Here is a 21,788-nt window from a genome sequence, read left to right as displayed (position 1 = left end):
TCGGGAAAACGCTTGCACCACCCGACTCGTAGCGTAGGCAGCACTTCAAAGGTGATCGCGACAGCCGCAACTGCCAGAACGACAGCGGCCAGTATCCAGATGATGCGCGTCGTCCTGGCAGTCACAGTTTAATCCTGTCAGCGGTTAATACGAACAGCGTAGACTTTACCGTTCGGATAGTAGTTCCGCCACCAAACGCGACCTTGCTCGAATGAGCGATAGGCGTGCTCTCCGCTGTGCTGGGCGTAGAAGACGCGGCCCTTCGAGTCGACGTTGCTCACGATCGAAAGGTGTCCCCAGGGCGAGTTCGCATTGCCGGTTCCCCAGAGCAGGATGTCTCCCTGCCTGAGGTCCTTCCATGAAGGCACCCATGACGCGCGCTTCTTGTTAACCATCCAGTAGCGGTACCAGTTGTTCACCGCCCCCCACGAATAAGAGGTCCGGAGGTTTATGGCGGCCAGTCCTGCATACTGCCACCAGTAATTGTTGTTTCCTCGCGTGAGGAGAGATGGGAACGGGTGGAAGTCCTTCGGCGCACCCCCGCCCTGGTTGATTGCCCGGGAAACGAAGTTGGTGCAATCATTTTCCGGGAAGCGTTCCACCTTGCTATAGGCATTCGCGACAGCCCAGAGCTTGATACCCCTGTGGTTGATGCCAGCCAGATTGGCCCTGGCCGGCTCCTGGACCTCCGAGGGACTGGGAGCGCCGGCGCTATAGTCGGAGAACCCGGCCTCGTCGACAGCCAGGGGCGACGCCTCGGCCGGGGGGTCAACCGGCGGGCTGCCGGCAGGCTCGGCGGTGAGTTCACCCACGGGCGCATCCGGGTCGGAAGCGTCCGCGTTCATAGACTGGATGAGCTGCAGTTTGCTCCCGTTGGGGCGGAAGAGATAGTCGCGTCGCTCGACGGTTGAGTCAGTTGTGGTCTGGACAGGAGTGTCCCCGGTCGCATCGGCGAAGACTGCTTCGACCGTCAACGTGCCGTGCACTGTCACGGCGCCAGTGCCATCTGCCGTGACCAGCGTGTCGGCGAGCGTCACCGTTGAGCCCTGCTGACTGTACTTCCTGGTTGCTGCCTGCTTCGCCCACCTGCTCAGGCCGGGCCCACTTGTGTACGCGAGCGCCCGCAGCAGCGTGGCCTGGGACTTGGTGGTCAACGCCTGGTCGACTGTGGCGCTCTTGGCCTCGGCAAGCTCGTTGTCCGTCTGGGCGAGCTGCCTGACGGCGTCCAGATACTGCTGGGCGCCACCCGAGACGGCCTGAGGTTTGGCCGTGCTACTCATTACCCACGGCCCCGCGCCCCGGGAGTTGACGGCCCGGACCTGGAATCGATAGCCAGCGCCGTTCGTCAGGCCGGTGATGACGGCTTCGGTCCCAGTGACGGCGACCTGCTTGACGACCTTGTTGCCGGTGTCAAGTGCCTGGACATCGTAGCTATCGACACCGCCGACCGTACCTGGATCGCTGGGCGCCAGCCAGGTCACCAACGCTCCGGCGTCTCCCGACCTGACCTTCGGCGTGGAGACCGCACCGGGAGCGCCCGGAGGGAGGTATTCGATGACGAGGGAGGTCGGAGTGACCGTTCCAGCATCGCCAAATGAGATCACCGGGACCTGGTCGCCGGAGCCGCGGATCACGACTCCGAAATTGGTGCTCGGCTGTTCGAGCCAGGCGGTGACCAGGGTGGTCAGGTCGATGGTGGGCTGCGACGCCGAGGCAGAGGCGCTGGATTCCGGGTTCAGCGCCTGGCTGAGGCTCGCTCCCGTGGCGTCGTCGCCGACGGCAGCGCTGGGGGCGTACGCCACAACAGCAGCGCTCGTGGAGCAGGTTCCCCCTGTGCAGGAGGCGGTTCCGAGGTTCAGTACCGCCCGAGTGACCCTGGCCCCCTCAGGAACCGAGCCGAGGTCAGGTCTGATCAGGGAGAGCCTTTCCTCCGAGCCGCTGCCGCCTGCCTCGACCGCCGGGCTGACCGTCAGCGGGCAGGAGCTGCCCGAGCAGGCGTCGGGCGCCGTCCGGGCCGATTTCACTACGATGGACGACCTATCCACAGTGATCGTGGCCGAGCCTGCGGGCGGTGTTGGTGGGCTCGTGGGGACGGTGAAGGCGTTGGCCGGGCTCTTGTCAGTGCACGCGTCTTGGACACACGCCTGGAGCCGCCAGGTGTAGGACTTGCCGTTCTGGACCAGGCCGTCGGGCAGCCGCAGGGTGATACGTTGACCTCCCTGAACAGTGCCCTCGCCTACGGGGCTCGGTCCGACCGGAGCGCCGGCGCTGTCGTAGAGGTAGAACTTGCCAGTGACCGCTCCCCTCGACGGCCGCGACAGCAGGCCGTACAGGATCGGGTTGGTTGGGGACGTCAAATCGGCGCCCATAGATCCCGGCGGGAACGGCGCGTCATTGCTGATCCTGTAGGCGGGGGTCTGACTGCACACGCCCTGAGCCACGCAGGCCTTCACGACGAACCTGAAGCTGTGTGGATTGCCCAGCGTCACACTCTGCCGTACAGCCTGACCGCTGGATCCAGTGACTGGAGCGGGTGCGGGGAGCTCGCCGGTGGTCTCGCTGATCGCCATCGAGTACTCGATGGCGCTTCCGTCGGTGCTGCTGGATGAATAGGTGAGGCCGACCTGACCGCTGCGCACGATCGCGTCGGTATCGTCCATGGAGTCGACCAAGTCGCTGGTGACAGCGGGGATCTCGGGCGGAAGTCCGTACGTGACGGTCAGCTTGGGTATCCCCGCGCCGCCCCATTCGGACGAATCGAAAACACGACTGTAATCAGGACTGGCAGCTGACTCGTTCGCCCCGCGTAGCAGAATTCCGTAATTCGGCGCACCATCCGCCCAGGCTTGCGCGATGCCGGAAACCGGCCACGTCATAGTCTGGACATCGCCACATGCGGCGGCATCTCTCGCGGCCGCCTCTCCGGAGGCGGTGGTGGCTGGTTGATTTGCCCACGTCAGGCTGAATTCGTTCCATTCAGCGACAATTCGCTGCGCCTTTATAGCGGAGTTCTTATCTCCGCAGCCAGTGAAATTGTGCTGTCGGAGTTCGAGCGCTGCATCCTTGATCCATCGACCAGCCAGGGCAGACGAGTCGAACTTCAGGAACGATCGATCGACAACGTTTGTGCCTTGGAAAGGATCCTCATAGGCCCCGGCCCAAAGCTGGAGATCGCTCGACTGGGAGTCCCCATAGACGGCTGAGTTTTCGACCCACGTGTCGGCCTGGAGGCCGAGACTGACGGTGGGATCGATGGTTACAGGGTATTTGGTAGCCGAGTCGCTTAGAAATACCTGATCCGGCTTGATGACGAGGACGGCATTATTGTTGCCCTTCTCGACATCCACCTTCACGGCCGTACGGCGCGCTCCGCGTTCGGGACCGGCATCCCACATCATCGGTCGCTGACCAGGACCGACCTTTCGCCCCTTACCATCGGTGAGCTGGAGAGTCCCGTCCGAGGTTGCACTTAGATCGAGGCCTTTGGCGGCGAGCGGCAGGCGAAGGTTGAATGAACCCTTCGGCTTCTCCCTGAGAACGACGTCAAACCGAAAACCGGTCGTAAGCGCTATTACCACCAGATCGGCACCAGGTCCGGCCGCGTCGGTGTAGGTCGCCGTCTGCCCCTCGACCACAGGCTTCGGGAGGGGTGTTGGCCAGGCGAGCGCGAGCTGCCCGCTCTTGTCTCCCTTTGTTAATACGGCGAACGGATGAGCCGCGCCACCTGCCGAGAACTGGACCGCGACTGCCGCAGAAGACGTCCTCTGTTTCAGAACGCCATTCTGCTCGACGAGCGTATTGTCGATCCAGGCCCATTCACCGTCAGCCTGCTTCACACGAGCAGCGCCAGCGTATATATCGGATGCGAGATGGCCGTCCGGATAGGCCCATGTCCGCCCGGATGCGGTGGCCGCGGCCGCTACCTCTACTGGCTTGCCCTGCTTCTTTGCTTCGGCGATTGCCGCCCGCAACGCCTCGTCCGGGTCATCGGGGCGGGGGAACGTTCGACTTGTCGATGCCGATGTTGTCGTCGGAACTGGAGTGGGGTCGGCTTGTGCCGTGGATCCCGGAACGATCACCAGGGTTGCGGCAATCATGCTGTTAAGTGACAGCGCGATCATGGCTCGCCGCAGGATCTTTGCGCCAAATAACGGACGGGGAGAGGCTTCCACTTACACTCCGATCGTAACAGGAGGTAATACGCCAAGAAGGAGAAGACCTTACAAGATCCATCCCGTCAAGATCGACGCAGCGTAGTCGCCGCGCCACTATCACACCCTCACCTCGTCCACCGACAACCGGCCCTATCTGCATAGATCACAGAGACGAGGAAAGCGTTCTCCGCTACATATCGTCCGATTTCTAGACTTCTATCGATATAAAGCCGTTATAAGGAAACTTCACCTTTCAGATCGATGGCACGGTCCAGACCACGCGGCAAACCGGTGTCTTGCCTGGTCTGCCACGGTTGCTGGCGTCCAGTCGCGAGGTAGCCATGTGCTGGCTCGTTTGATGCCGGTCGCCCGTCCTCCGTGCGGAGCGTGCCAGAGGAGGCCGGCTACGCCGTTGGTGCCTTCCGAGAGCTCCGTCCGTACAGTTCAAGTGGCGTATGCGCACTCGTGGAGGACCCTTCCGAGACGGGCGCGTCGACGGATGTTCGGGTTGGCAACTCGCTCTGATTGGACGACACAGAGCGCTGTGAAGCCGCATGACCCAGGGCTTGCTGGGCGCGGTGCCGGCTTTCGTTCGTTTTCAGTGCGGCCAAGTCAAACGGCAGTGGCTGATATGAATACCGATGCGGGGCAACGGACCCGTTGGCCTGGCAAATACAGACAGCCGCTCCCTATGACTCGGATACGGCTGTCTGAGTAGGCGTTTTCGATCGACTCAGGGTTGTCGCAGTATTTTGAGGCATGCACGAACCCCGACTGGAGAGCGGAAGGCAGTTGGGATCTCAGCGAAACAGTTCGGACGAAGCGCCGTCGTTGCCGGGTAGAGGCGCGTCAGGACACCACTACGCGACACTCGCGGCAAGGGCTGGCAACTCTTCCAGCCTCCGCGATGTCTCCTCATCGTCGGGGGTCATCACCATCAGCCGGTGGCCCGTCTCCGTGACGTCGGTGGAAACAAAGTTCAACTGGAGAAGCCCCACAAGCGGACTCTCGAGGCGTTTCACCTCGTAGTGCTGGAGAAGCACATCGTGGCGGCTCCACAATTGCGCGAATTCGTCCGACTGCTCCAGCAACCGCCCGACCACGCTCGAGGCATCCGCTCCTGCCGTACCGGCACTCGCCGCGGCACGCATCCTCGCCACCATCCTGGTCGCGACGATGTCGTCATCGACGTACCGGCTGCGCCAGTCCGGGTCCGTGAAGAATTGCATGGCGCAGTTCCGTTCACCGGGCGGGATCTGATCCATGTCGGTGAAGAGGTGCCGGTAGGCGCGGTTGTACGCCACCACATCGAACAGGGGCGTTTGCAGACACGCGGGATAGGGATCCAGCTTGTCCAGCACCGGCTGAAAGGCGGTCAGCAGAGCCGGGTCGCATACGACCGGATCGGTGGGCGGTGTCCGCACGCCGGCAAGCCTCCGCAAGTGTTGCGTTTCTGCCTCATCCAGATGCAACGCCCGGCCGACCGCTCTGAGCACTTGCATGCTGACATTTATCGGCCGACCCTGTTCGAGCCAGGTGTACCACGTAACCCCCACCCCTGCGAGCACCGCGACCTCCTCACGCCGTAGGCCCGGCGTGCGACGTCGTCCGGTAGCCGGAAGCCCGACCATCTCGGGACTCAACCGCTCGCGTCGGGTGCGGAGGAAGTCGCCGAGTTCACGCCGGGCGATCGGGGAGATCGTGTCGGTCATGACTCCATACTGCTGCACCCACGGCTCCCCAGCCAGGTTCGGCCACTACCCCCATAAACAGGCTTCTGGTACCCGGATCCGCGAGCACGCAGGATCGACACGTGACCACAGCATCCACCCCGCGCACCGATTCGCCCCCAATTATCCCGTCCCCACCACAAACGCTCGGGCTTCCCGGACTCCTCGCCACCCTCTCCGCTCTGCTCCTCTCGGTGGTCAGCTTCGCCGCCGCGGGCATAGCCGTCCCCGACATCGGCGCGTCACTGCACGCCTCCCCTGCCGAGCAATCGCTCGTGGTCTCGGTGTACTCACTCGGCTTCGCGGTGCCGATGGTGCTCGGCGGCCGCCTCGGCGACCTCTACGGACGGCGGCGCCTGTTCCTCCTCGGCATGGCTGGCTTCACCCTCTTCTCCCTGATGGCGGCCCTCTCCCCCACCATCATCATCCTGATCGCCGCGCGCGCCCTCACCGGCATCTCCGCGGCGGCGATGGTTCCCCAGGTGCTCGCAACGATCACCGCGTCGACGCAGGGGCGCGAACGCGCCAGAGCGGTCGCGTTGTTCGGAGCCACCGCGGGCGGCGCAACAGCGATCGGGCAGGTCCTCGGCGGAGTGCTGCTCGCCGTCCCACTCCTCGGCGCCGGCTGGCGCATGGTGTTCGCAGTGAGTGTCATCATGGGCGTCGTCGCGTTTCTCGCCGCCCTGCGCTGGGTGCCCACAACCAACTCCCCCGGCCGCCGCTCACTTGACCTGATCGGCACTGTGCTTCTGGGCTCCGCCCTCCTCTCGTTGCTGGTCCCGCTGTCTCAGGGCGCCGCGCTCGGCTGGCCCGCATGGTGCTGGGCACTGCTTGTCGCCGTCCCCGTCCTGTTCGCCGTGTTCTGGAGATGGCAACTCCGACTGCACCGCGGCGACCGCGTCCCACTGGTTCCGCCGCCCCTCCTCCGCCTGGGTTCCTACCGCGTCGGACTCGTGATGGCACTCATGCTCCAGTCAGCTTTCGGCGCATTCACCTTCCTCTACGCCCTCACCACACAGACCGGGCTGGGATGGACCCCGATGCACGCCGCTGTCGTGCTGCTCCCATTCGCCCTCTGTTTCTTCGTCGTCTCCGTCTGGTCCGGAAAACTCGCACCGCGCTTCGGATTCCGCCGGCTGCTGATCATCGGCGGAGTCATCCAGGCAGCACTGCTTGCGATTACCGCGACATCGGTGTCCCTACAAGGCACCAACCCGAACTCCTGGACTCTCGCCGCATTGCTGATCGGCGTCGGCATCGGGCAAGCGCTCATGTTCGGGCCCCTCGTGGGCGCGATGATCGCCGACGTCCCCCCGGCTTCCGCCGGGGCCGCATCAGGAGCGCTCCAGACGACACAACAAGCCGCAATGGGCCTCGGCGTCGCCGTGGCCGGCGGGCTACTCGCCGCGGTTACCGTCGGGTCAGTCGCACCTGTCGGCGTCACGTACACAACCGCGCTCGCCGTGTGCATGACCGTGCAGGCCGCCTTCGCCGTCGTCTTCGCGCTCTGCGCCCTCGCCCTCCCCCGCCGCTGATCCCACAGCTCCCTGAGAGGGCATCTGGTGGCCGTCTGTCATGGTCTGGCTGCACCGGCCGGGTCCGCTGACCCGGCCGGTTCGTTCAAGCGGGCACGGTCAGCCTTTGGTCTGCACCGTGGCTGACAATTCGATCGGGAGCGTCGTGCCGTCGGCGGCCAGCGGGCGGACGGTGAAGGTGTAGCTCGTGCGGCCACGGAGCCCAGTGACCCGAGCCGTCGTCCCCGTCACCCGCATGACCTCGGTGTCGCCGTTGAAGACCGCGTAACCGGTGGCGGTCGGCACGGACGGCCAGGTCAGGGTCACCGACTTGGCGTTGAGGTTGCCGACGCCGAGTTCGGCGCCGTTCCAGGTGTTGGGCGTCTCGACCACGAACGCGTCGATGATGACGAACTTGTCCACACCGTTGACGACCTTGATGGTGTGATCGCCCATTGGCAGCCCAGTGAGCTGGAACACCCGCTGGGCGGCCAGCCGTACCGGGGAGTTGCAGTCGACCGTGGCCTTGAGCTCGCCGTCGACGTAGATGTCGATGGTGCCCATGTCGGAGTAGCGCTCGGACAGCAGGCTGATGCCGGTGCCGGTGAAGGTGAACTCGACGGCCTGCCCGGCGTGCCAGCCGGCGTGGACGTCGTCGTTGTAGTCGCCCACCCCTCGGTCGCGGCTGTAGGTGAAGTCGTTGTCGGGGTAGGCGATGCGCTCGTCGGTGTCGTTGACGTAGGTGAGCACCACCCTCGGGTCGGTGACGGTGATCTTGTGCTCGCCGGAGAATCCGTCGTAGATCGCGGTGATCGTGGCGGTGCCCCAGGTGCGGGCGGTGACGAGACCATCCGCGTCCACGGTGGCGATCGACGGGTCGGAGCTCTTGAAGATGACGCCCTTGGTCACCGGGGTGCGGGTGCCGTCCGCGCCGACCGTCGCGACGGACAGCTGGCCGGGCTCGCCGACCTTGAGCGCGCCGGCGCCCGTGACGTCGAGTGCCTTGATCGCGGCGGTGGAGGCGGTGAGGGTGAACTTGTCGAGCTTCAGCCCGCTGCCCTCGCTCACGATCCGGAGGGTGTGCAGGCCGGCGGGGATCTTGACCCAGGTGGTCACGTTCGCGTCGTCGGACTTGGGGACGAAGACCGTGTTGCGGTCACCGTCCACCTCGAACCTGAACGTGGTGTCCTCGGCGGCCGAGCCCTTGAAGGTCACCTTGTACATGCCGGTGTTCGGGACGAACACGTTCTCGTAGCGCAGGTAGTCGTTCGGGTCGATGCCGCCGACGATGCCATCCTTGGTGACGACGCCGGTGTCGGGGCCCTTCCAGTTCCACTCCTGGTCGGTGTTCCACTGCATGGTCCAGTGCTCGGCCTGGAGGGTCTGCTCGGACGTGCCCTGCAGGTCGAGCCGCATCCAGTTCCACACGATGCTGGTGCTCGCCTCGATCCAGACGACCTTGACCGAGTGCTTGCCTGCGGTCAGCGGGAGGACGAAGTCCTCGGTCCGCGGGCTGAGCATGCCGCTGGTGGGGCGCAGGCTAAGCAGTCCCGTGGCGTCGGTGCCGTCGACCTCGACGCGGAACTTCAGCGGCTTGTCGTTGACGGTCGAGTAGCGAAGCTGCAGCAGGTATTTGCCGTCGGCGGGGACGCTGACGCCGTCGAAGCGCGACCAGTCGCCGGTGTCGATGTAGGCGACACCGGGGGTGCCGTCGTCGCTGTCGGTGAGGTCGGTGTTCTGGGTGCCCTGCTGCTCAGTCGCCGACTCGGCCTGGAGGGTGATCGACTCGGGCCGTTCCAGGGTGAACCGCATCCAGTTGAGGAAGAACCAGCGCCCGTCAGGCCGGGTGAGCTTGATCGTGTGACGGCCCTCGGTGAGCGGGATCTGCCGTTCGAAGGTCCTGTAGGTGTTATAGCCGCCGGAGTCCGGCACCTTGATGGTGGTGACTTCCTCGCCGTCAACCTCGAACTTCAGGTGGTTGGCCTCCTCGGAGGAGGCCCGGAATTCGACCCGGTAGGTGCCGGTGGCGGGCACGTCGACGTTGTCGTACTCGGCGGACTCGCCGGCCGCGTCCATGTAGAGCGCGCCGAGGCCGCCCTCGGGCGGGGTCTCGACGCCGTAGGCGCCGCTGGCCGCGGTGTAGTCCTCGTTCTGGATGGTGAACTGTGTCAGCGGGGTCGTCGGCTGCCCGGCCTGTGCGGCTCCCGCCGCGACCTGGACGGTGCCGATCGGGTAGACCTTGTCCTTGCCGCCCGGCATTGCCAGCTCGACGCGCGGCTTGCCGTCCTCGCCGAGCATGGCGACGGCCACGTCGTAGGAGCCCGCGGGCAGGTCAGCCGGGAGGGTGAAGGCTGAGTTGATCTGGCGGACGTCGCCCTTGAAGAGCTTGGTCTGGTCGAGGGTGGCGTCGGTGCCGCGCCACACGACGTTGCCGGTGGACTTGTCGGTGAAGCGCACCTCGACCGGGTAGCGCCGGGGGCTGAAGCCGACCGCGTTGTTGGTCCAGGTGTGCGAGATACGGAACTCGCCACCGGGCTTAACCTCGGTGTCGAAGGTCGCGGTGGGCATGAGGAAGCGGTAGCCGGTGTAACGCGCCAGCGTCTCGAACCACTCGCCGTAGGCGTCCTTCATCGGCTGCCAGTTCTCGAAGCCGGTGTTGTTGATGCCCTGCAGGTTGGAGTGGTACCCCTCCAGCGAGTTCTTCACGAACAGCCGGGGGTTGTTCAGCATGATCGTGGGGTTGTCCCAGTTGGAACCCTCGGACACCTGGATCATGTCGCGGCGGAGTCTGCGGTTGACGTACGGGGCCTGCGCGGTGTCGCCGTAGTTGTGCCAGACGAAGCCGGCGTTGACCGTGTCGGACCGGATGCCCCAGTTCTTGAACGTGGCCGCCTTGTCGTAGCCGTACACGCTGAACCGCTTGGCCTGGGTGTCCGCGTCGGGATCGTTCTTGTTCACCTCCGCACCGGCGTTCTGCATCATGACCATCGACTTGTCGAACGCGTCGTCGTAGATCTTGAGGATCGCCTGGAGCGTCGAGACGCGGGTGGCGTTGTCCGGCCACGGGAAGTTCATCGCGTCGTTCCAGCCCGACCACTCGCCGAACAGGGAGAAGGCGCGCAGGTCCACCCACGCCACGCCCGGGTTGGCGTCGTAGCGGTCAGCGAAGGCGTCCACGGCGCGCTTGAGCCGGTCCAGGTAGATCGGGTTGTAGTAGATCGGCTGCTTGGAGAAGTAGTTGTTGTACGGCGCCATCCGGAAGGGCACCCCGGCCTTATCGAACAGCCAGGCCGGCGGGTACTCGTACGGGAAGACGCCCGGGTCGTTCTTGTAGTCGGGCGCCTCCGACATGAGCAGCTGGAACTCGACCGTCTTGCCCTGCTCGTTGACGCGCTTCATGAACGCGTCGAGGCGGTCCCAGACGAAGACGCCGTCGTCGGGCTCGAAGTCGGCCCAGGCGATCTGGAGCCGCACCACGTCGGCGTCGGCGGGGATCTTCCTGGTGCCTTCGATGAAGTCGGTGATGCCCGGGTCGTTGGTGAAGGTGTAGCCGGGCGTGCCCGGCGTCCTGTGCGTGTTCACGTCGAACGCGGTCCCGGTGTACGGGTTGCCGTGCAGGATCTCGTGGGTGTCGGAGAATGACACCGTCGTACGGCCGGCAGTCGGTTCAGCGGCGGAGGCGACGTGCGCGGGCAGCACCAGTAAGGCGGCGGTTGTCGCGGCGGCGCCGAGGACATGGCGGATCATCAGATCTCCAGGGGGATGGGGGCGGCGTCGAGCAGGGAGCGGTAGGCGGCCTCGACGAGGGCGACGGTGCGGTGGCCCGCCCTGGCGTCGGGCTGGCGGGCCTCGCCGTCGCGGACGGCGTCGAGGAAGGCGCGGATGAGCAGGTCGTCGAGCGGCGCGCCGTACCCGTGCGCCAGCGGGCCGCTGTTCCAGCCGGTGAGGACCCCGGAGAAGGGCGCGATGTCGACCACGCCCTCAGTGCCGATCACGGTGAGGGTGACCAGGTCGCCGGTGTTGGGACGGCCGGGCGGGCGCGACCAGGAGCAGTCGATGGAGGCGATGACCCCGTCGCGGTAGCGCAGGGAGACCAGCCCGGCGGTCTCGACGGCCGTGCCCGGGTTGGGGATGGAGTTGGCGATCGCGTAGACCTCGATCGGGTCGTCGTCCAGCAGGTCGGCGAGCAGGTCGGCGACGTGCACGACGTGGTCGGTCAGGGCACCGCCGCCGCTGCTTTCCGGATCGGTGAACCAGTCCCGGTTGGTGGGGACGCCGCCGCAGTTGGTGGCCGCGATCGACACGATCTGGCCGAGGTCGCCCCGCCGTACCGCGGCCCGGAGGTCGGCGTAGGCCGGCGCGAAGCGGACCGGGAAGGCGGTCATGAGGACGGTGCCCGCGGTGCGGGCGGCCTCCAGCATCGCGGTGGTGTCGGCGAGCGAGGTGGCGAGCGGCTTCTCGCAGAGCACGTGCACGCCCTCGGCGGCGGCACGCAGCGCGAACTCCCGGTGACGCGCGTTCTCGGCGCAGATCACCACGCCGTCGGGCCGCCAGGCCCACAGCTCGTCCTCGGTCTCGAAGGCGGTGACGCCGTCCGGGACGCCGTCGTAGCCGTCGGCGTAGGCGCCGATCTCCACGTCGCCGCAGCGCAGGAGCGCGGCGGCGTACTCGGCGGCGTGCAGGTGGGCGAAGGAGAGCAGGGCGATCTTCATGCGGCTTCCAGGGGCTTGAGGTCGACCGGCCGGCCTTCGGCGGCCGAGCGGGCGACGGCGTCGGCGATGCGCATGGCGGCGAGGCCGTCCAGCGCCGTGACGCGCGGCGGGACACCGGTGGCGACCGAGCGGACGAAGTCCTCGATCTCGGCCCGGTAGGGGCTGGTCAGCGGGGAGAAGTCGGGCAGGATGTCGGGCGCGGGTACGGCGTTGCCCTGGTAGCGGTAGGGGCGGCGCTCGTCGGAGTCTGCGTGCAGCAGCCCGCGCGAACCGGCCACCTCGAACAGCGTCCTGAACTCGATCGGCGCGGTGGTCCAGGTCGCCGTCAGCACGGAGATCGAGCCGTTCGCGTGCGTGAGAAAGGCCTGGGTGCTCTGGCTGCCGCCGACCACGTGGGTGCGGGCGAAGACGCGCTCGACCTCTCCCCCGATCCAGCGCGCCATGTCGATGTCGTGGATCATGAGGTCGAGCAGCACCCCGCCGGAGAGCGCCTCGTCGAGGAACCAGCCGCCGCCCGGGCTCCGACCCTGGCGGGTGTGCCGCTGTACGGCGACGCTTCCGATGTCGCCGCGGGTGACGGACTGGTGCAGTTCGGCGTACTCGGCGAAGTAGCGCACGACGTGCGCGGGGAAGAGCGGGACCCCGGCGTCGGCGAAGCGGGCGACCAGGTCCTCCGCCTCGGCGAGCGTGCGGGTCAGCGGCTTCTCGCAGATCGTCGGCAGGCCGTGACCGAGCGCGGCGAGCGCCAGTTCGTAGTGGGTGTGCGTCGGCGTGCAGATGTCGACGACGTCCGCCGCCTCGAACAGGGCGTCCAGGCTGGGGACGACCCGGCCGCCCCCGTGGCGCTGGGTCAGGGCCCCGGCGTCGTCGGCGATCGAGTAGACGACGACGTCGTAGCCGAGGTCGAGCCAGGCCGGGAGGTGCGCGTTGGCGATGCCACCGGCGCCGATGAGTCCGACCGTTGCGTGCATGGGAGATCCATCCATTCTCATTTGCCGATGCCCTGCGTCATGCCGTTGACAATGCGGCGGCCGAACCAGAGATAGGTCACGATCATCGGGAGCACCACGATGACGACGCCGGCGAAGAGCCCACCCCAGTTCGAGGTGTATTGCATGTTGGAGTAGAAGTTGAGCAGGGCGACGTTGAGGGTCTGCGCGCTCTGCTCAGGGACGAGCATCAGCACGATCACGGTCTCGTTCCACAGGCTCAGCGCGTTCAGCACCGCCACGGTCGTGATGCCGGGCTTGGCCAGCGGCACCATGATCTGCCAGAAGGTACGGAACGGCGACGCGCCGTCGAGAGCGGCCGCCTCCTCCAGGTCGCCGGGGAGCGAGCGGAAGTAGCCGATGAGCACGAAGATGCTGAACGGCAGGCTGAGCACGACGTAGAAGAGCGTGACGGTGATCCGCGTGTCCCAGACGCCGGTGACCCAGTCGATCATGAACCGGGACAGCCCTGCCCCGATGAGGACCATGGGAACGGCGAACGCCTGGAACGGGATGCTCATGCCCACCGCGAAGAAGGTCGCGACAGGACCGCTGGAGCGCCCGCCCAGCCGTGCCACCGCGTAGGCGGCGGGGATGGACAGCGCCATGATGAGCACGACGGACACGAGCGTCAGGACCACCGAGTTGATCGCGGCGGCGCCGAGCCCGGAGTCCGACCACGCGGTCGCGAAGTTCTCCCACATCCAGGTGGCAGGCAGGCCCGCCGGGTTGTCGAAGATCTCCCGCGAGCTCTTCACCGAGTTCAGCAGGACCCAGACCACCATGCCGACGTTGAACAGCACCCAGGCCCAGATCAGGGCCTTGATCAGGGCGAATCCGGCGCGGATCATGCCAGCTCCAGTCGTTCGCGCCGCTGGATCCTGCGCGACAGGACGATCAGGACGGCGGTGATCATCGTCATCACGATCCCGACCGCCGCTGCCTCGCCGAGCTGGGCCAGTCCACCGTCACGGCCGCCGGCGACCCGGAGGTACTGCTCGACGGCGAGGGTTCTGGCCTCGGGGGGCGGGGTGCCCGCCGTACCGACGAAGGCGATGATGATCTCGAAGGTCTTGATGCCGGCGATCGCCCAGAGCGAGGCGGCGATGGCCAGCATGTCCCTGGTCAGCGGGAGCGTGACGTAGCGGAACTGCTGGAGCTCGCTCGCGCCCTCGATCCTGGCCACCTCGTAGTAGCTCGGCGGGATGCCGTCGACCGCGGACATCACCAGCACGACGTAGAAGCCGGCCGTGCTCCAGACCACCCCGGCCATGATCACGTTGAAGATCAGCTCGGGGGCCAGCCAGGGCTGGCGCAACTCGGACAGGCCGAGGACCCCCAGCACGGTGTTGATCATTCCGTCCGGGTTGAAGAGGAAGGAGATGGCGAGGCCGACGGCGATGGGCGAGATCATGAACGGCAGGAAGACGGCCGCCCGGATGAACGCGCTGCCGCGGGCCGTACGCAACACGATCATCGAGGCGCTGGCGATGAGGAACAGCGCTAGGCCCACGATCAGCGTCAGGGTCAGCGTCTGCACGAACGAGGCGCGGAACAGCTCGCTCTCGGCCATCGACACGTAGTTGGAGAAGCCGACCCAGGAGAACTCCGTCCCCAGTCCTGACCACTCGGCGAAGCTGAGCACGACGCCGAACAGCGACGGCAGCACGAAGAAGACCAGGTAGGCGATCAGTGCCGGAAGCAGCATCGGCAGGTACAGCCGGCGGCGCTCGCCCTGGAGCGCACCGCCGGACACCTTCGCCCGCCTTCCTGCGGACGGAGCCCGCAGGGCGGTGTCGGACACAGTCACGGTCATCCGTTCATGGCGGCGGTCTTCGCCTTGCCCTCGGCCAGGAACTCCTCGGCGCTGAGCTTGCCGGCGATGAACTTGTCGTCGAGGGGGAGGAAGACGTCGACCAGCCACTTGGGCTTCACGGTCGAAACGCCGTCGCCGTCGAGCGTGACCTGCTCCGCGTCGCGGATGGACGCCTGCAGCTGCTGGAGTTCCACAGGGGCGGGCGAGTCGATGCGCGAGGGGATATTGGCCGCGTCGGTGCCGATGCGGTCGATGTACTTCTTCTGCATGGCGAAGGCCAGGAAGTCGGCGACCGCCTTCTGGTTCTTCGACTTGGCGTTCACGCCCCAGCCGAGCGCGCCAACCGTGGCGACCGAGCCCTTGGCAGGGTCGACCGGCGGGAAGGCGATGATGCGGGGCTTGACCGCGGCGGCGCGCAGCGAGGCGGTCTCACTGCCGAGCCAGGAGCCGTTCAGGATGAAGCTGTGCTTGCCGCCTGCCCAGGCGTTCTGCGCGGCCGGGAACTTGGTGGCCATATAGTCGGGCTCGAAGAGACCGGCCTTCACCAGCGACTCCAGCGCCTTGGCCGCCTGCTTCACCTCGGGGAGGTCCCAGGTGGCCGGGTCGGTGGCGAGCTTCAGCAGGATGCCGGGGCCGGCCGTGGAGAGCAGCATCTGGTGGATCCAGAAGGAGTTGTAGGCGTTGATCGAGCCATCGAGCGCGATCGGCGCGCGGCCGGAGGCCTTCTCCTTCTTAGCGATCTCCAGCAACTCGTCGAACGACTTGGGGGCGAAGTCGGGGTACTTGGCGGAGTCGTACCAGAGGCCGATGGAGAAGACGCTGTGCGGGACGAAGCCGTACCCCTTGTCGTCGCTGATGGCCTTGATCACGCTCTTCGGCAGGACTTCCTCGATGGTCTTGCCCTCGCCCGGGATCTGGGTCTTGAAGATCGGGCCCATGTCGCCGAGCACGCCGGCGGTGCGGAACTCGGCGGTGTGGTCGATGGCGGTGTCGAAGAAGTCGGGACCGGTGCCGGTGGCGACAGCGTTCTTGACCTGCTGCTCCTGGCCCTGCGCGAGCCACTGAACGTCGATCTTGACGCCGGTCTGCTTGGTGTAGTCGACGATGACGCTCTCGAACAGGTTCGCCTGCGGCGTGCCCTTCGCCCACTTGCCCCAATAGAGGAGGCTCGCGGGCTTGGCATCGGCGGAGGCCGACGGACCGGCGTCCTGGAGCTTCTGGCCGCACGCGCCGAGGGCGAGCACGGCAGAGGCGCACGTGGCGACGGCTATGACGCGATTACGCATGGACGGTCCCTTCTTGCTGGGGGTACGGTGGGCAATAATAAATACACTTTGTGTTTTAATGGAAGGCGTCTCAGGAAACGAAAGGGCCACGTGAGTGCTGATCGGACGTGAAGCGAGCCTCCTGCGCCAACCCGCAGGCTTGTCGCGCCTGCGCCGCATCAATTCGCTAGCAGTGATCGAGGCGATCCGCCGAGAGCCTCTCACCATACCGGCAATCGCCCAGGTCACCGGGCTGTCGAAGACCGCGGCCGACACGGTGGTGGGCGACCTCGTCGCCCTCGGCTGGGTGGAGAGCATCGAGCCCCTCTCCCCCACCGGAGCCGGGCGGCCGGCCAACCGCTACCAGTTCAACGCGGGCGCGGCCGTCGTCGCCGGCATCGACATCGGCCAGCACACCACCCGGGCCGAGCTCGCCGACCTGAACGGCGAGGTCCAGGCCACCCGCTCGATCACCGTTTCCGTCGCGGACCCGCCCGAGGCCGTCGTGGCCGACGCCGTCGAGGTTGTCGACCAGCTCCTCAGCGCGCAGGGACGCGAGCGCGCCGACGTGTGGGCGATCGGGGTGTCCGTCCCCGCCGTGGTCTACCAGGACGTCGTCACGCGCGGCCTCGACGACTGGGAGGGTCTCAACGTCCGCACCGCCTTCGAGTCGTCCTTCGAGTGCCCCATCGCCGTCGAGAACGACTCGAACCTCGCCGCGTTCGCCGAGGCCTGGAAGGGCAGCGCCGCCGAGGCCAGCTCGATGATCTACGTGCACTCCGGCAACCGCACCGGGGCGGGGGTCGTACTGAACAACACCGTCGTGCGGGGCGCGAACGGCGCCGCCGGCGAGATCGGCGCACTGCCGCAGATGGGCTGGGAGCAGGCCCAGCAGTACCTGCACGACGTCGAGCTCACCGACGGCCGACGGGTCAGCAGGGAGGGCGTGTTCGACGCCGCCACCGCGGGCGACCCGCTCGCCGTGGCCGCCGTCGACCGCTTCAGCGACGTCATCGCGATCGGCATCGCCGCGCTGGTGCTCGCCATCGACCCCGAGATCGTGGTCGTCGGCGGCGGCAACGTCCAGGCGGGCGACACCTTCCTCGACCCGCTGCGCCGCCACGTCGAGAGGCTGTGCACCGTACGGCCCGCGCCCCCAATCGTCCCCTCCGCGCTGAAGGATCGCGCGTCGATCACCGGCGCAGGCGGCCTGGCCGCCACCTCGGTCATGGAACAGCTCTACGCCTCGGCCCTGGGCGGCAAGACTCTCTCCAGCACCTCGACACCGCCCTGGAAATGGTAAGAACCGAAGAAGGATCCCCCCATGCCCATGCAGCCCTGGTTTCCCGACGCCAAGCTCGGCATCTTCATCCACTACGGCCTCTACGCCGTCGAGGGAGTGGCCGAGTCCTGGTCGTTCTACTACGGCGACATCTCCCGTGAGGCCTACCTGTCCCAGCTCAACGGATTCACCGCGGACGGTTACGACCCCGCGGCATGGGCGGAGCTGTTCGCCCAGGCCGGAGCCCGGTACGCCGTGCTCACCACCCGACACCACGACGGCTTCGCCCTCTGGGACAGCGCGTACGGCGAGCTGAACGTCACGGCCTCCCCAGCGGGACGCGACCTGGTCGGCCCCTTCGCAGACGCGCTGCGCGAGCGCGGGCTGAAGGTCGGGCTGTACTACTCGCACTCGGACTGGAACCACCCCGACTACCCCAGCGTCCGCGGGCCGCAAGCCCACCCGAGCCCCTACGTGACTCCCCCGGAGGGGCAGGAGGACCCGGCCGCGTGGGCCCGCTACCTGGCCTACCGCGACGGCCAGATCGACGAGCTCGTCGAGCGGTACCGGCCCGACCTGCTGTGGTTCGACGGCGAGTGGGAGCGCTCGGAGGAGCAGTGGGGCATCGACGGCCTCGCCGACCGCATCCTCGCTGTACGGCCGCAGACCGTGCTCAACGGGCGCATGCTCTCGCGCGGCGACTACGCGACACCGGAACAAGGCGTCCCCATCATGCCGCCTGACGGCCCGTGGGAGCTGTGCCTCACCATCAACGACAGCTGGGGTTTCCGCCCGGACGACACCAACCACAAGCCTGTGGGCCACCTCGTCCGCTACTTCGCCGAAACCATCGGCGCGGGCGGCAACCTCCTGCTCGACGTCGGGCCCACCGCAGACGGCCGCATCCTCCCCGAACAGGCCGATCGGCTGAAGGGCCTCGGCGCGTGGATCGAACGGCACGCGGAGGCGGTGTACGGCACAACCGCCGGGATGCCGGCGGGCCACCACCACGGCCCGAGCACGCTGTCCGCCGACCGCAGGACCCTGTACCTGACCTGCTTCGACCCGCCCCGCGACACGGTCGCGGTGCGCGGGCTGCGCAACGCCGTCCTGCGTGCCAGGGTCGTCGGCGCCGACGGCGAGCTCGGGCACGCGATCACCGGAGAGCTCGACGGGGTGCCCGGCATCCTGTGGATCGACGCGCCGCCCGCTGGCGCGATCGACCCGCACGCCACGGTGATCGCGCTGGAGCTCGACGGCGAGCTCGACCTCTACCGTGGCAGGGGCCGCGACTAGTGGCAATGCCGTGTAGTTAGGCGCAGTGCGAGCATGTCAATCCGCGGAAATGTGTACGGAGCTCCTGCTAGAACGGCGTCGACCAAGATCACTGTTCGGCGGGAGCTCCGTTGGAAGCCAAGCTCGGGGGCGTTCTGCTGGGAGGGATCCTGCGCGTACGGTGGCCGGTCGAGCACCAGGAGCTCCTCGGTCGCGGTCTGCTGCAACTGCGTGAACCGGTTTGGTGATCGTGGCGGTTTGATGGGCGGTGACGTCCGATCCGACCGCTGGAGGCGCGGTGGCCGGACCTGTCCGTGTGCGCAGACTGACCGACCAGGAGGGGCAGAAGCTGCAGCAGATCGTGCGTCGGGGGCAGCACCAGCTCGGTGCGCTACCGGCGCGCGATGATGCTGCTGGCCTCGGCTGGCGGGAACCGGGTGCCTGTGATTACCCAGCTGGTGCAGGCCGACGAGGACACCGTCCGGGACGTGATCCGCCGCTTCAACGAGATCGGCCTGGCCTGCCTGCACCCTCGGTGGGCGGGAGGCCGTCCCCGCCAACTCAGCTCTGACGAGGAGGACTTCGTCATCCAGACGGCCGCCACCCGCCCCACCAAGCTCGGCCAGCCCTTCACCCGCTGGTCCCCGCGCAAGCTCGTCGCCTACCTGCGCAAAGTCCACGGCCGGATCATCCGGATCGGCCGCGAGGCGTTACGCTGCCTACTCGCCCGCCGCGGCATGACCTTCCAGCGCACCAAGACCTGGAAGGAGTCTCCCGACCCCGACCGCGAGGCGAAGCTGGACCGGATCGAAAAGGTCCTTGACCGCTTCCCCGACCGGGTGTTCGCCTTCGACGAGTTCGGGCCACTGGGGATCCGTCCCACCGCGGGCTCGGGCTGGGCCGAGCGTAAACGCCCCGACCGACTGCCCGCCACCTACCACCGCACCCACGGCGTCCGGTATTTCCACGGCTGCTACTCGATCGGCGACAACCGGCTGTGGGGCGTCAACCACCGCAGGAAGGGTGCCGCGAACACGCTGACCGCGCTGAAGTCGATCCGCGCCGCCCGCCCGGACGGTGCCCCGATCTACGTGATCTTGGACAACCTGTCCGCCCACAAAGGCGCCGACATCCGCCGCTGGGCGAAGACGAACAAGGTCGAGCTGTGCTTCACCCCGACCTACGCGTCCTGGGCCAACCCGATCGAGGCGCACTTCGGACCCCTGAGGCAGTTCACCATCGCCAACTCCAACCACCCCAACCACACCGTGCAGACCCGGGCCCTGCACGCCTACCTGCGCTGGCGCAACGCCAACGCCCGCCACCGCGACGTCCTGGCCGCCGAACGCAAAGAACGCGCCCGCATCCGCAGCGAGAAAGGCATCCGCTGGGGCGGACGCCCCCTCAACACCGCAGCCTGACCAACCGCGAACCGCAGCCCCGGAGCGCCGAACGGGCCGGTTCAGGAGAAGGACGGCGCCAGAGAGGGATGACTTAGGAGGCGGACGGCTCGATCTCCCCCGCGAAGACGATGACCTGGTCGATGAGGCTCCGCCGCAGATGGACGACGTCCGTTCCCGCCAGGCGGGGACCCCCATCCGGCATGGTGAAGACCCACTGGTACCGGGCCCACTCATCAGGCATGTCTACCGCCGAGCAGCGCACCATCGTGCCGGTCCCCGCCGGGTGGCGCCGGATGTCCAGCACGAACCGCTCGACCGCCTCGATCCCTTCGCTGCGGCCCAACGGCCCCCAGAAGACCACGTCCGAGGTCAGGGCCTGGGAGAGCAGCGCAGTCACATAGCTGTCGTCCGAGGCGTTGAATGCGGAGATGAACGTGTCGATCGCGGACCGCGCGGTCTCTTCCTGCATGTACCAGTAATACCAGTCGCTTCGCGAAACGCGGTCGGCCCGTGAGCCGTCTCCCGATCACGGTGAACCATCCCGGTCACAGCACTAGCAGGAGCTCTGTCGCCACATAAGGCGATTTGACACACTCGCCCCACACCTAACTACACGGCGTTGGTGCTAGCTCAGCAACGTTGGCGGTCATTCCTCATCCCGCGTACCCGCTCAGCCGCTCGGGTCACGTCCACGGACGTGGTGTATGAATCGATCTTCGAGTGATCCTGTTTCTGCAGGTTAAGCGGTAAGTGTCTGTGGGAGCGGGTTCGCGGTCGGTGTGTCGCCGGCGATGAGCCGGACGCGTGCTTTGGCGAGTATGTCCAGGCCCATGTAGCGGCGGGCTTCGGTCCATTCATCGGTCTGCTCGGCCAGCACGGCGCCGACAAGGCGGATGATCGCGGCCCGGTCGGGGAAGATGCCGACCACGTCGGTGCGGCGGCGGATCTCCTTGTTCAACCGCTCTTGCGGGTTGTTGGACCAGATCTGGCGCCAGGTCTCGCGAGGGAAGGCGGCGAAGGCCAGCAGGTCCTCGCGGGCAGCGTCCAGATGCTCGCACGCGGCCGGGTACTTGGTCTCCAGCGCGTCGATGACCCAGGCGTGCTGGGTGCGGACCTGCTCGGCGGTGGGCTGGTCGAAGATGGTGCGCACCAGGGTGGCCACCCACGGCTGCGCCGACTTGGGCACGCAGGTGAGCAGATTGCGCAGGTAGTGCGTGCGGCAGCGCTGCCAGGCCGCGCCGGGCAGGCTGGCGCCGATCGCCTCGACCAGCCCGCGGTGGGCATCGGAGATGACCAGCTGAACACCGGACAAGCCGCGCGCGACCAAGCTGCGCAGGAAGGCCAGCCAGCCGGCGCCGTCCTCGGCGGAGGTGACGTCCAGGCCGAGGACCTCGCGCTGACCGTTGGCGTTGACGCCGGTGGCGACCAGGCAATGCACGTTGATGGTGCGCCCGCCCTCGCGCACCTTCTGCGTCAGTGCGTCCAGCCAGACGAACGTGTACGGGCCGGCGTCCAGCGCGCGGGTGCGGAACGCCTCGACCTGCTCATCCAGCGTCTTGGCCATCTGCGAGACCTGGCTTTTGGAGATGTGCTTGATGCCGAGCTGCTCGACCAGCTTGTCGACGCGCCGGGTCGAGACGCCGAGCAG

Annotated in this window: 13 protein-coding genes and 1 pseudogene; 4 read left to right on the top strand and 10 right to left on the bottom strand. The window is 67.0% G+C overall.

Annotated elements, in window-relative coordinates:
- Positions 1–137: 137 nt before the first annotated feature.
- Both ABZ297_RS26160 and ABZ297_RS26155 read right to left on the bottom strand, forming a co-directional pair.
- Positions 138–4,172, bottom strand: a complete 4,035-nt coding sequence (locus ABZ297_RS26160; protein WP_355350994.1) for a DNRLRE domain-containing protein — start codon at positions 4,170–4,172, stop codon at positions 138–140.
- Between the two features lie 842 nt (positions 4,173–5,014).
- Entirely contained in the window at positions 5,015–5,866 is an 852-nt protein-coding gene (locus ABZ297_RS26155; protein ID WP_355350992.1) for a helix-turn-helix transcriptional regulator, read from the bottom strand.
- Between the two features lie 101 nt (positions 5,867–5,967).
- On the opposite strand from ABZ297_RS26155, the gene ABZ297_RS26150 reads away from it, so the two are divergent.
- The gene (locus tag ABZ297_RS26150; RefSeq protein ID WP_355350990.1) at positions 5,968–7,419 is read left to right on the top strand and encodes an MFS transporter; all 1,452 of its coding nucleotides are present in this window, start codon (positions 5,968–5,970) and stop codon (positions 7,417–7,419) included.
- 99 nt (positions 7,420–7,518) lie between these two features.
- Here the strand turns inward: ABZ297_RS26150 and ABZ297_RS26145 are convergent, their stop codons facing one another.
- Genes ABZ297_RS26145 through ABZ297_RS26120 form a run of 6 tightly spaced genes read right to left on the bottom strand, consistent with a single transcriptional unit; the run spans position 7,519 to position 16,201 of the window.
- On the bottom strand, positions 7,519–11,145 hold the full coding sequence (locus ABZ297_RS26145) for a carbohydrate-binding protein (protein ID WP_355350988.1): 3,627 nt from the start codon (positions 11,143–11,145) through the stop codon (positions 7,519–7,521).
- Positions 11,145–12,110: a Gfo/Idh/MocA family oxidoreductase gene (locus tag ABZ297_RS26140; protein ID WP_355350986.1), complete on the bottom strand. Its 966-nt coding sequence runs from the start codon at positions 12,108–12,110 to the stop codon at positions 11,145–11,147. Before ABZ297_RS26140 ends, ABZ297_RS26145 begins: the two co-directional genes overlap by 1 nt.
- Entirely contained in the window at positions 12,107–13,081 is a 975-nt protein-coding gene (locus tag ABZ297_RS26135) for a Gfo/Idh/MocA family oxidoreductase (protein ID WP_355350984.1), read from the bottom strand. The genes ABZ297_RS26140 and ABZ297_RS26135 overlap by 4 nt, the downstream gene beginning before the upstream one ends.
- A gap of 17 nt (positions 13,082–13,098) precedes the next feature.
- Complete coding sequence (locus ABZ297_RS26130; protein WP_350804250.1) at positions 13,099–13,950, bottom strand: carbohydrate ABC transporter permease; 852 nt, start codon at positions 13,948–13,950, stop codon at positions 13,099–13,101.
- The gene (locus ABZ297_RS26125) at positions 13,947–14,915 is read right to left on the bottom strand and encodes a sugar ABC transporter permease (protein WP_355350982.1); all 969 of its coding nucleotides are present in this window, start codon (positions 14,913–14,915) and stop codon (positions 13,947–13,949) included. Before ABZ297_RS26125 ends, ABZ297_RS26130 begins: the two co-directional genes overlap by 4 nt.
- The gene (locus ABZ297_RS26120; RefSeq protein ID WP_355350980.1) at positions 14,912–16,201 is read right to left on the bottom strand and encodes an extracellular solute-binding protein; all 1,290 of its coding nucleotides are present in this window, start codon (positions 16,199–16,201) and stop codon (positions 14,912–14,914) included. Before ABZ297_RS26120 ends, ABZ297_RS26125 begins: the two co-directional genes overlap by 4 nt.
- 172 nt (positions 16,202–16,373) lie before the next feature.
- Between ABZ297_RS26120 and ABZ297_RS26115 the strand changes: the two genes are divergently transcribed.
- From ABZ297_RS26115 to ABZ297_RS26105, 3 genes and pseudogenes are all read left to right on the top strand, one after another.
- Positions 16,374–17,483 (top strand): ROK family transcriptional regulator, encoded by a 1,110-nt coding sequence (locus tag ABZ297_RS26115; RefSeq protein ID WP_355350978.1) that lies wholly within the window; start codon positions 16,374–16,376, stop codon positions 17,481–17,483.
- Positions 17,484–17,504: 21 nt separating this feature from the next.
- Complete coding sequence (locus tag ABZ297_RS26110; protein ID WP_355350976.1) at positions 17,505–18,758, top strand: alpha-L-fucosidase; 1,254 nt, start codon at positions 17,505–17,507, stop codon at positions 18,756–18,758.
- A 277-nt stretch (positions 18,759–19,035) separates the two neighbouring features.
- A pseudogene (locus ABZ297_RS26105) lies at positions 19,036–20,158 on the top strand (IS630 family transposase).
- 73 nt (positions 20,159–20,231) lie between these two features.
- On the opposite strand, the gene ABZ297_RS26100 reads toward ABZ297_RS26105, so the two are convergent.
- Complete coding sequence (locus ABZ297_RS26100; protein ID WP_355350974.1) at positions 20,232–20,609, bottom strand: nuclear transport factor 2 family protein; 378 nt, start codon at positions 20,607–20,609, stop codon at positions 20,232–20,234.
- A 270-nt stretch (positions 20,610–20,879) separates the two neighbouring features.
- On the bottom strand, positions 20,880–21,788 hold a 909-nt coding region (locus tag ABZ297_RS26095; RefSeq protein WP_355350972.1), incomplete at its 5' end, for an IS256 family transposase.

It is taken from the genome of Nonomuraea sp. NPDC005983 (assembly GCF_040614375.1).
GTDB lineage: Bacteria > Actinomycetota > Actinomycetes > Streptosporangiales > Streptosporangiaceae > Nonomuraea.
Note: the sequence above shows the minus strand (reverse complement) of the source record. Positions and strands in the feature narration are given on the sequence as shown.

What these genes read in the sequence shown, in the direction of transcription:
- ABZ297_RS26140 (WP_355350986.1), bottom strand. Translation starts at nt 12,110, where the DNA reads ATGAAGATCGCCCTGCTCTCCTTCGCCCACCTGCACGCCGCCGAGTAC.
- ABZ297_RS26100 (WP_355350974.1), bottom strand. Translation starts at nt 20,609, where the DNA reads ATGCAGGAAGAGACCGCGCGGTCCGCGATCGACACGTTCATCTCCGCA.
- ABZ297_RS26130 (WP_350804250.1), bottom strand. Translation starts at nt 13,950, where the DNA reads ATGATCCGCGCCGGATTCGCCCTGATCAAGGCCCTGATCTGGGCCTGG.
- ABZ297_RS26120 (WP_355350980.1), bottom strand. Translation starts at nt 16,201, where the DNA reads ATGCGTAATCGCGTCATAGCCGTCGCCACGTGCGCCTCTGCCGTGCTC.
- ABZ297_RS26145 (WP_355350988.1), bottom strand. Translation starts at nt 11,145, where the DNA reads ATGATCCGCCATGTCCTCGGCGCCGCCGCGACAACCGCCGCCTTACTG.
- ABZ297_RS26110 (WP_355350976.1), top strand. Translation starts at nt 17,505, where the DNA reads ATGCCCATGCAGCCCTGGTTTCCCGACGCCAAGCTCGGCATCTTCATC.
- ABZ297_RS26135 (WP_355350984.1), bottom strand. Translation starts at nt 13,081, where the DNA reads ATGCACGCAACGGTCGGACTCATCGGCGCCGGTGGCATCGCCAACGCG.
- ABZ297_RS26155 (WP_355350992.1), bottom strand. Translation starts at nt 5,866, where the DNA reads ATGACCGACACGATCTCCCCGATCGCCCGGCGTGAACTCGGCGACTTC.
- ABZ297_RS26125 (WP_355350982.1), bottom strand. Translation starts at nt 14,915, where the DNA reads ATGACCGTGACTGTGTCCGACACCGCCCTGCGGGCTCCGTCCGCAGGA.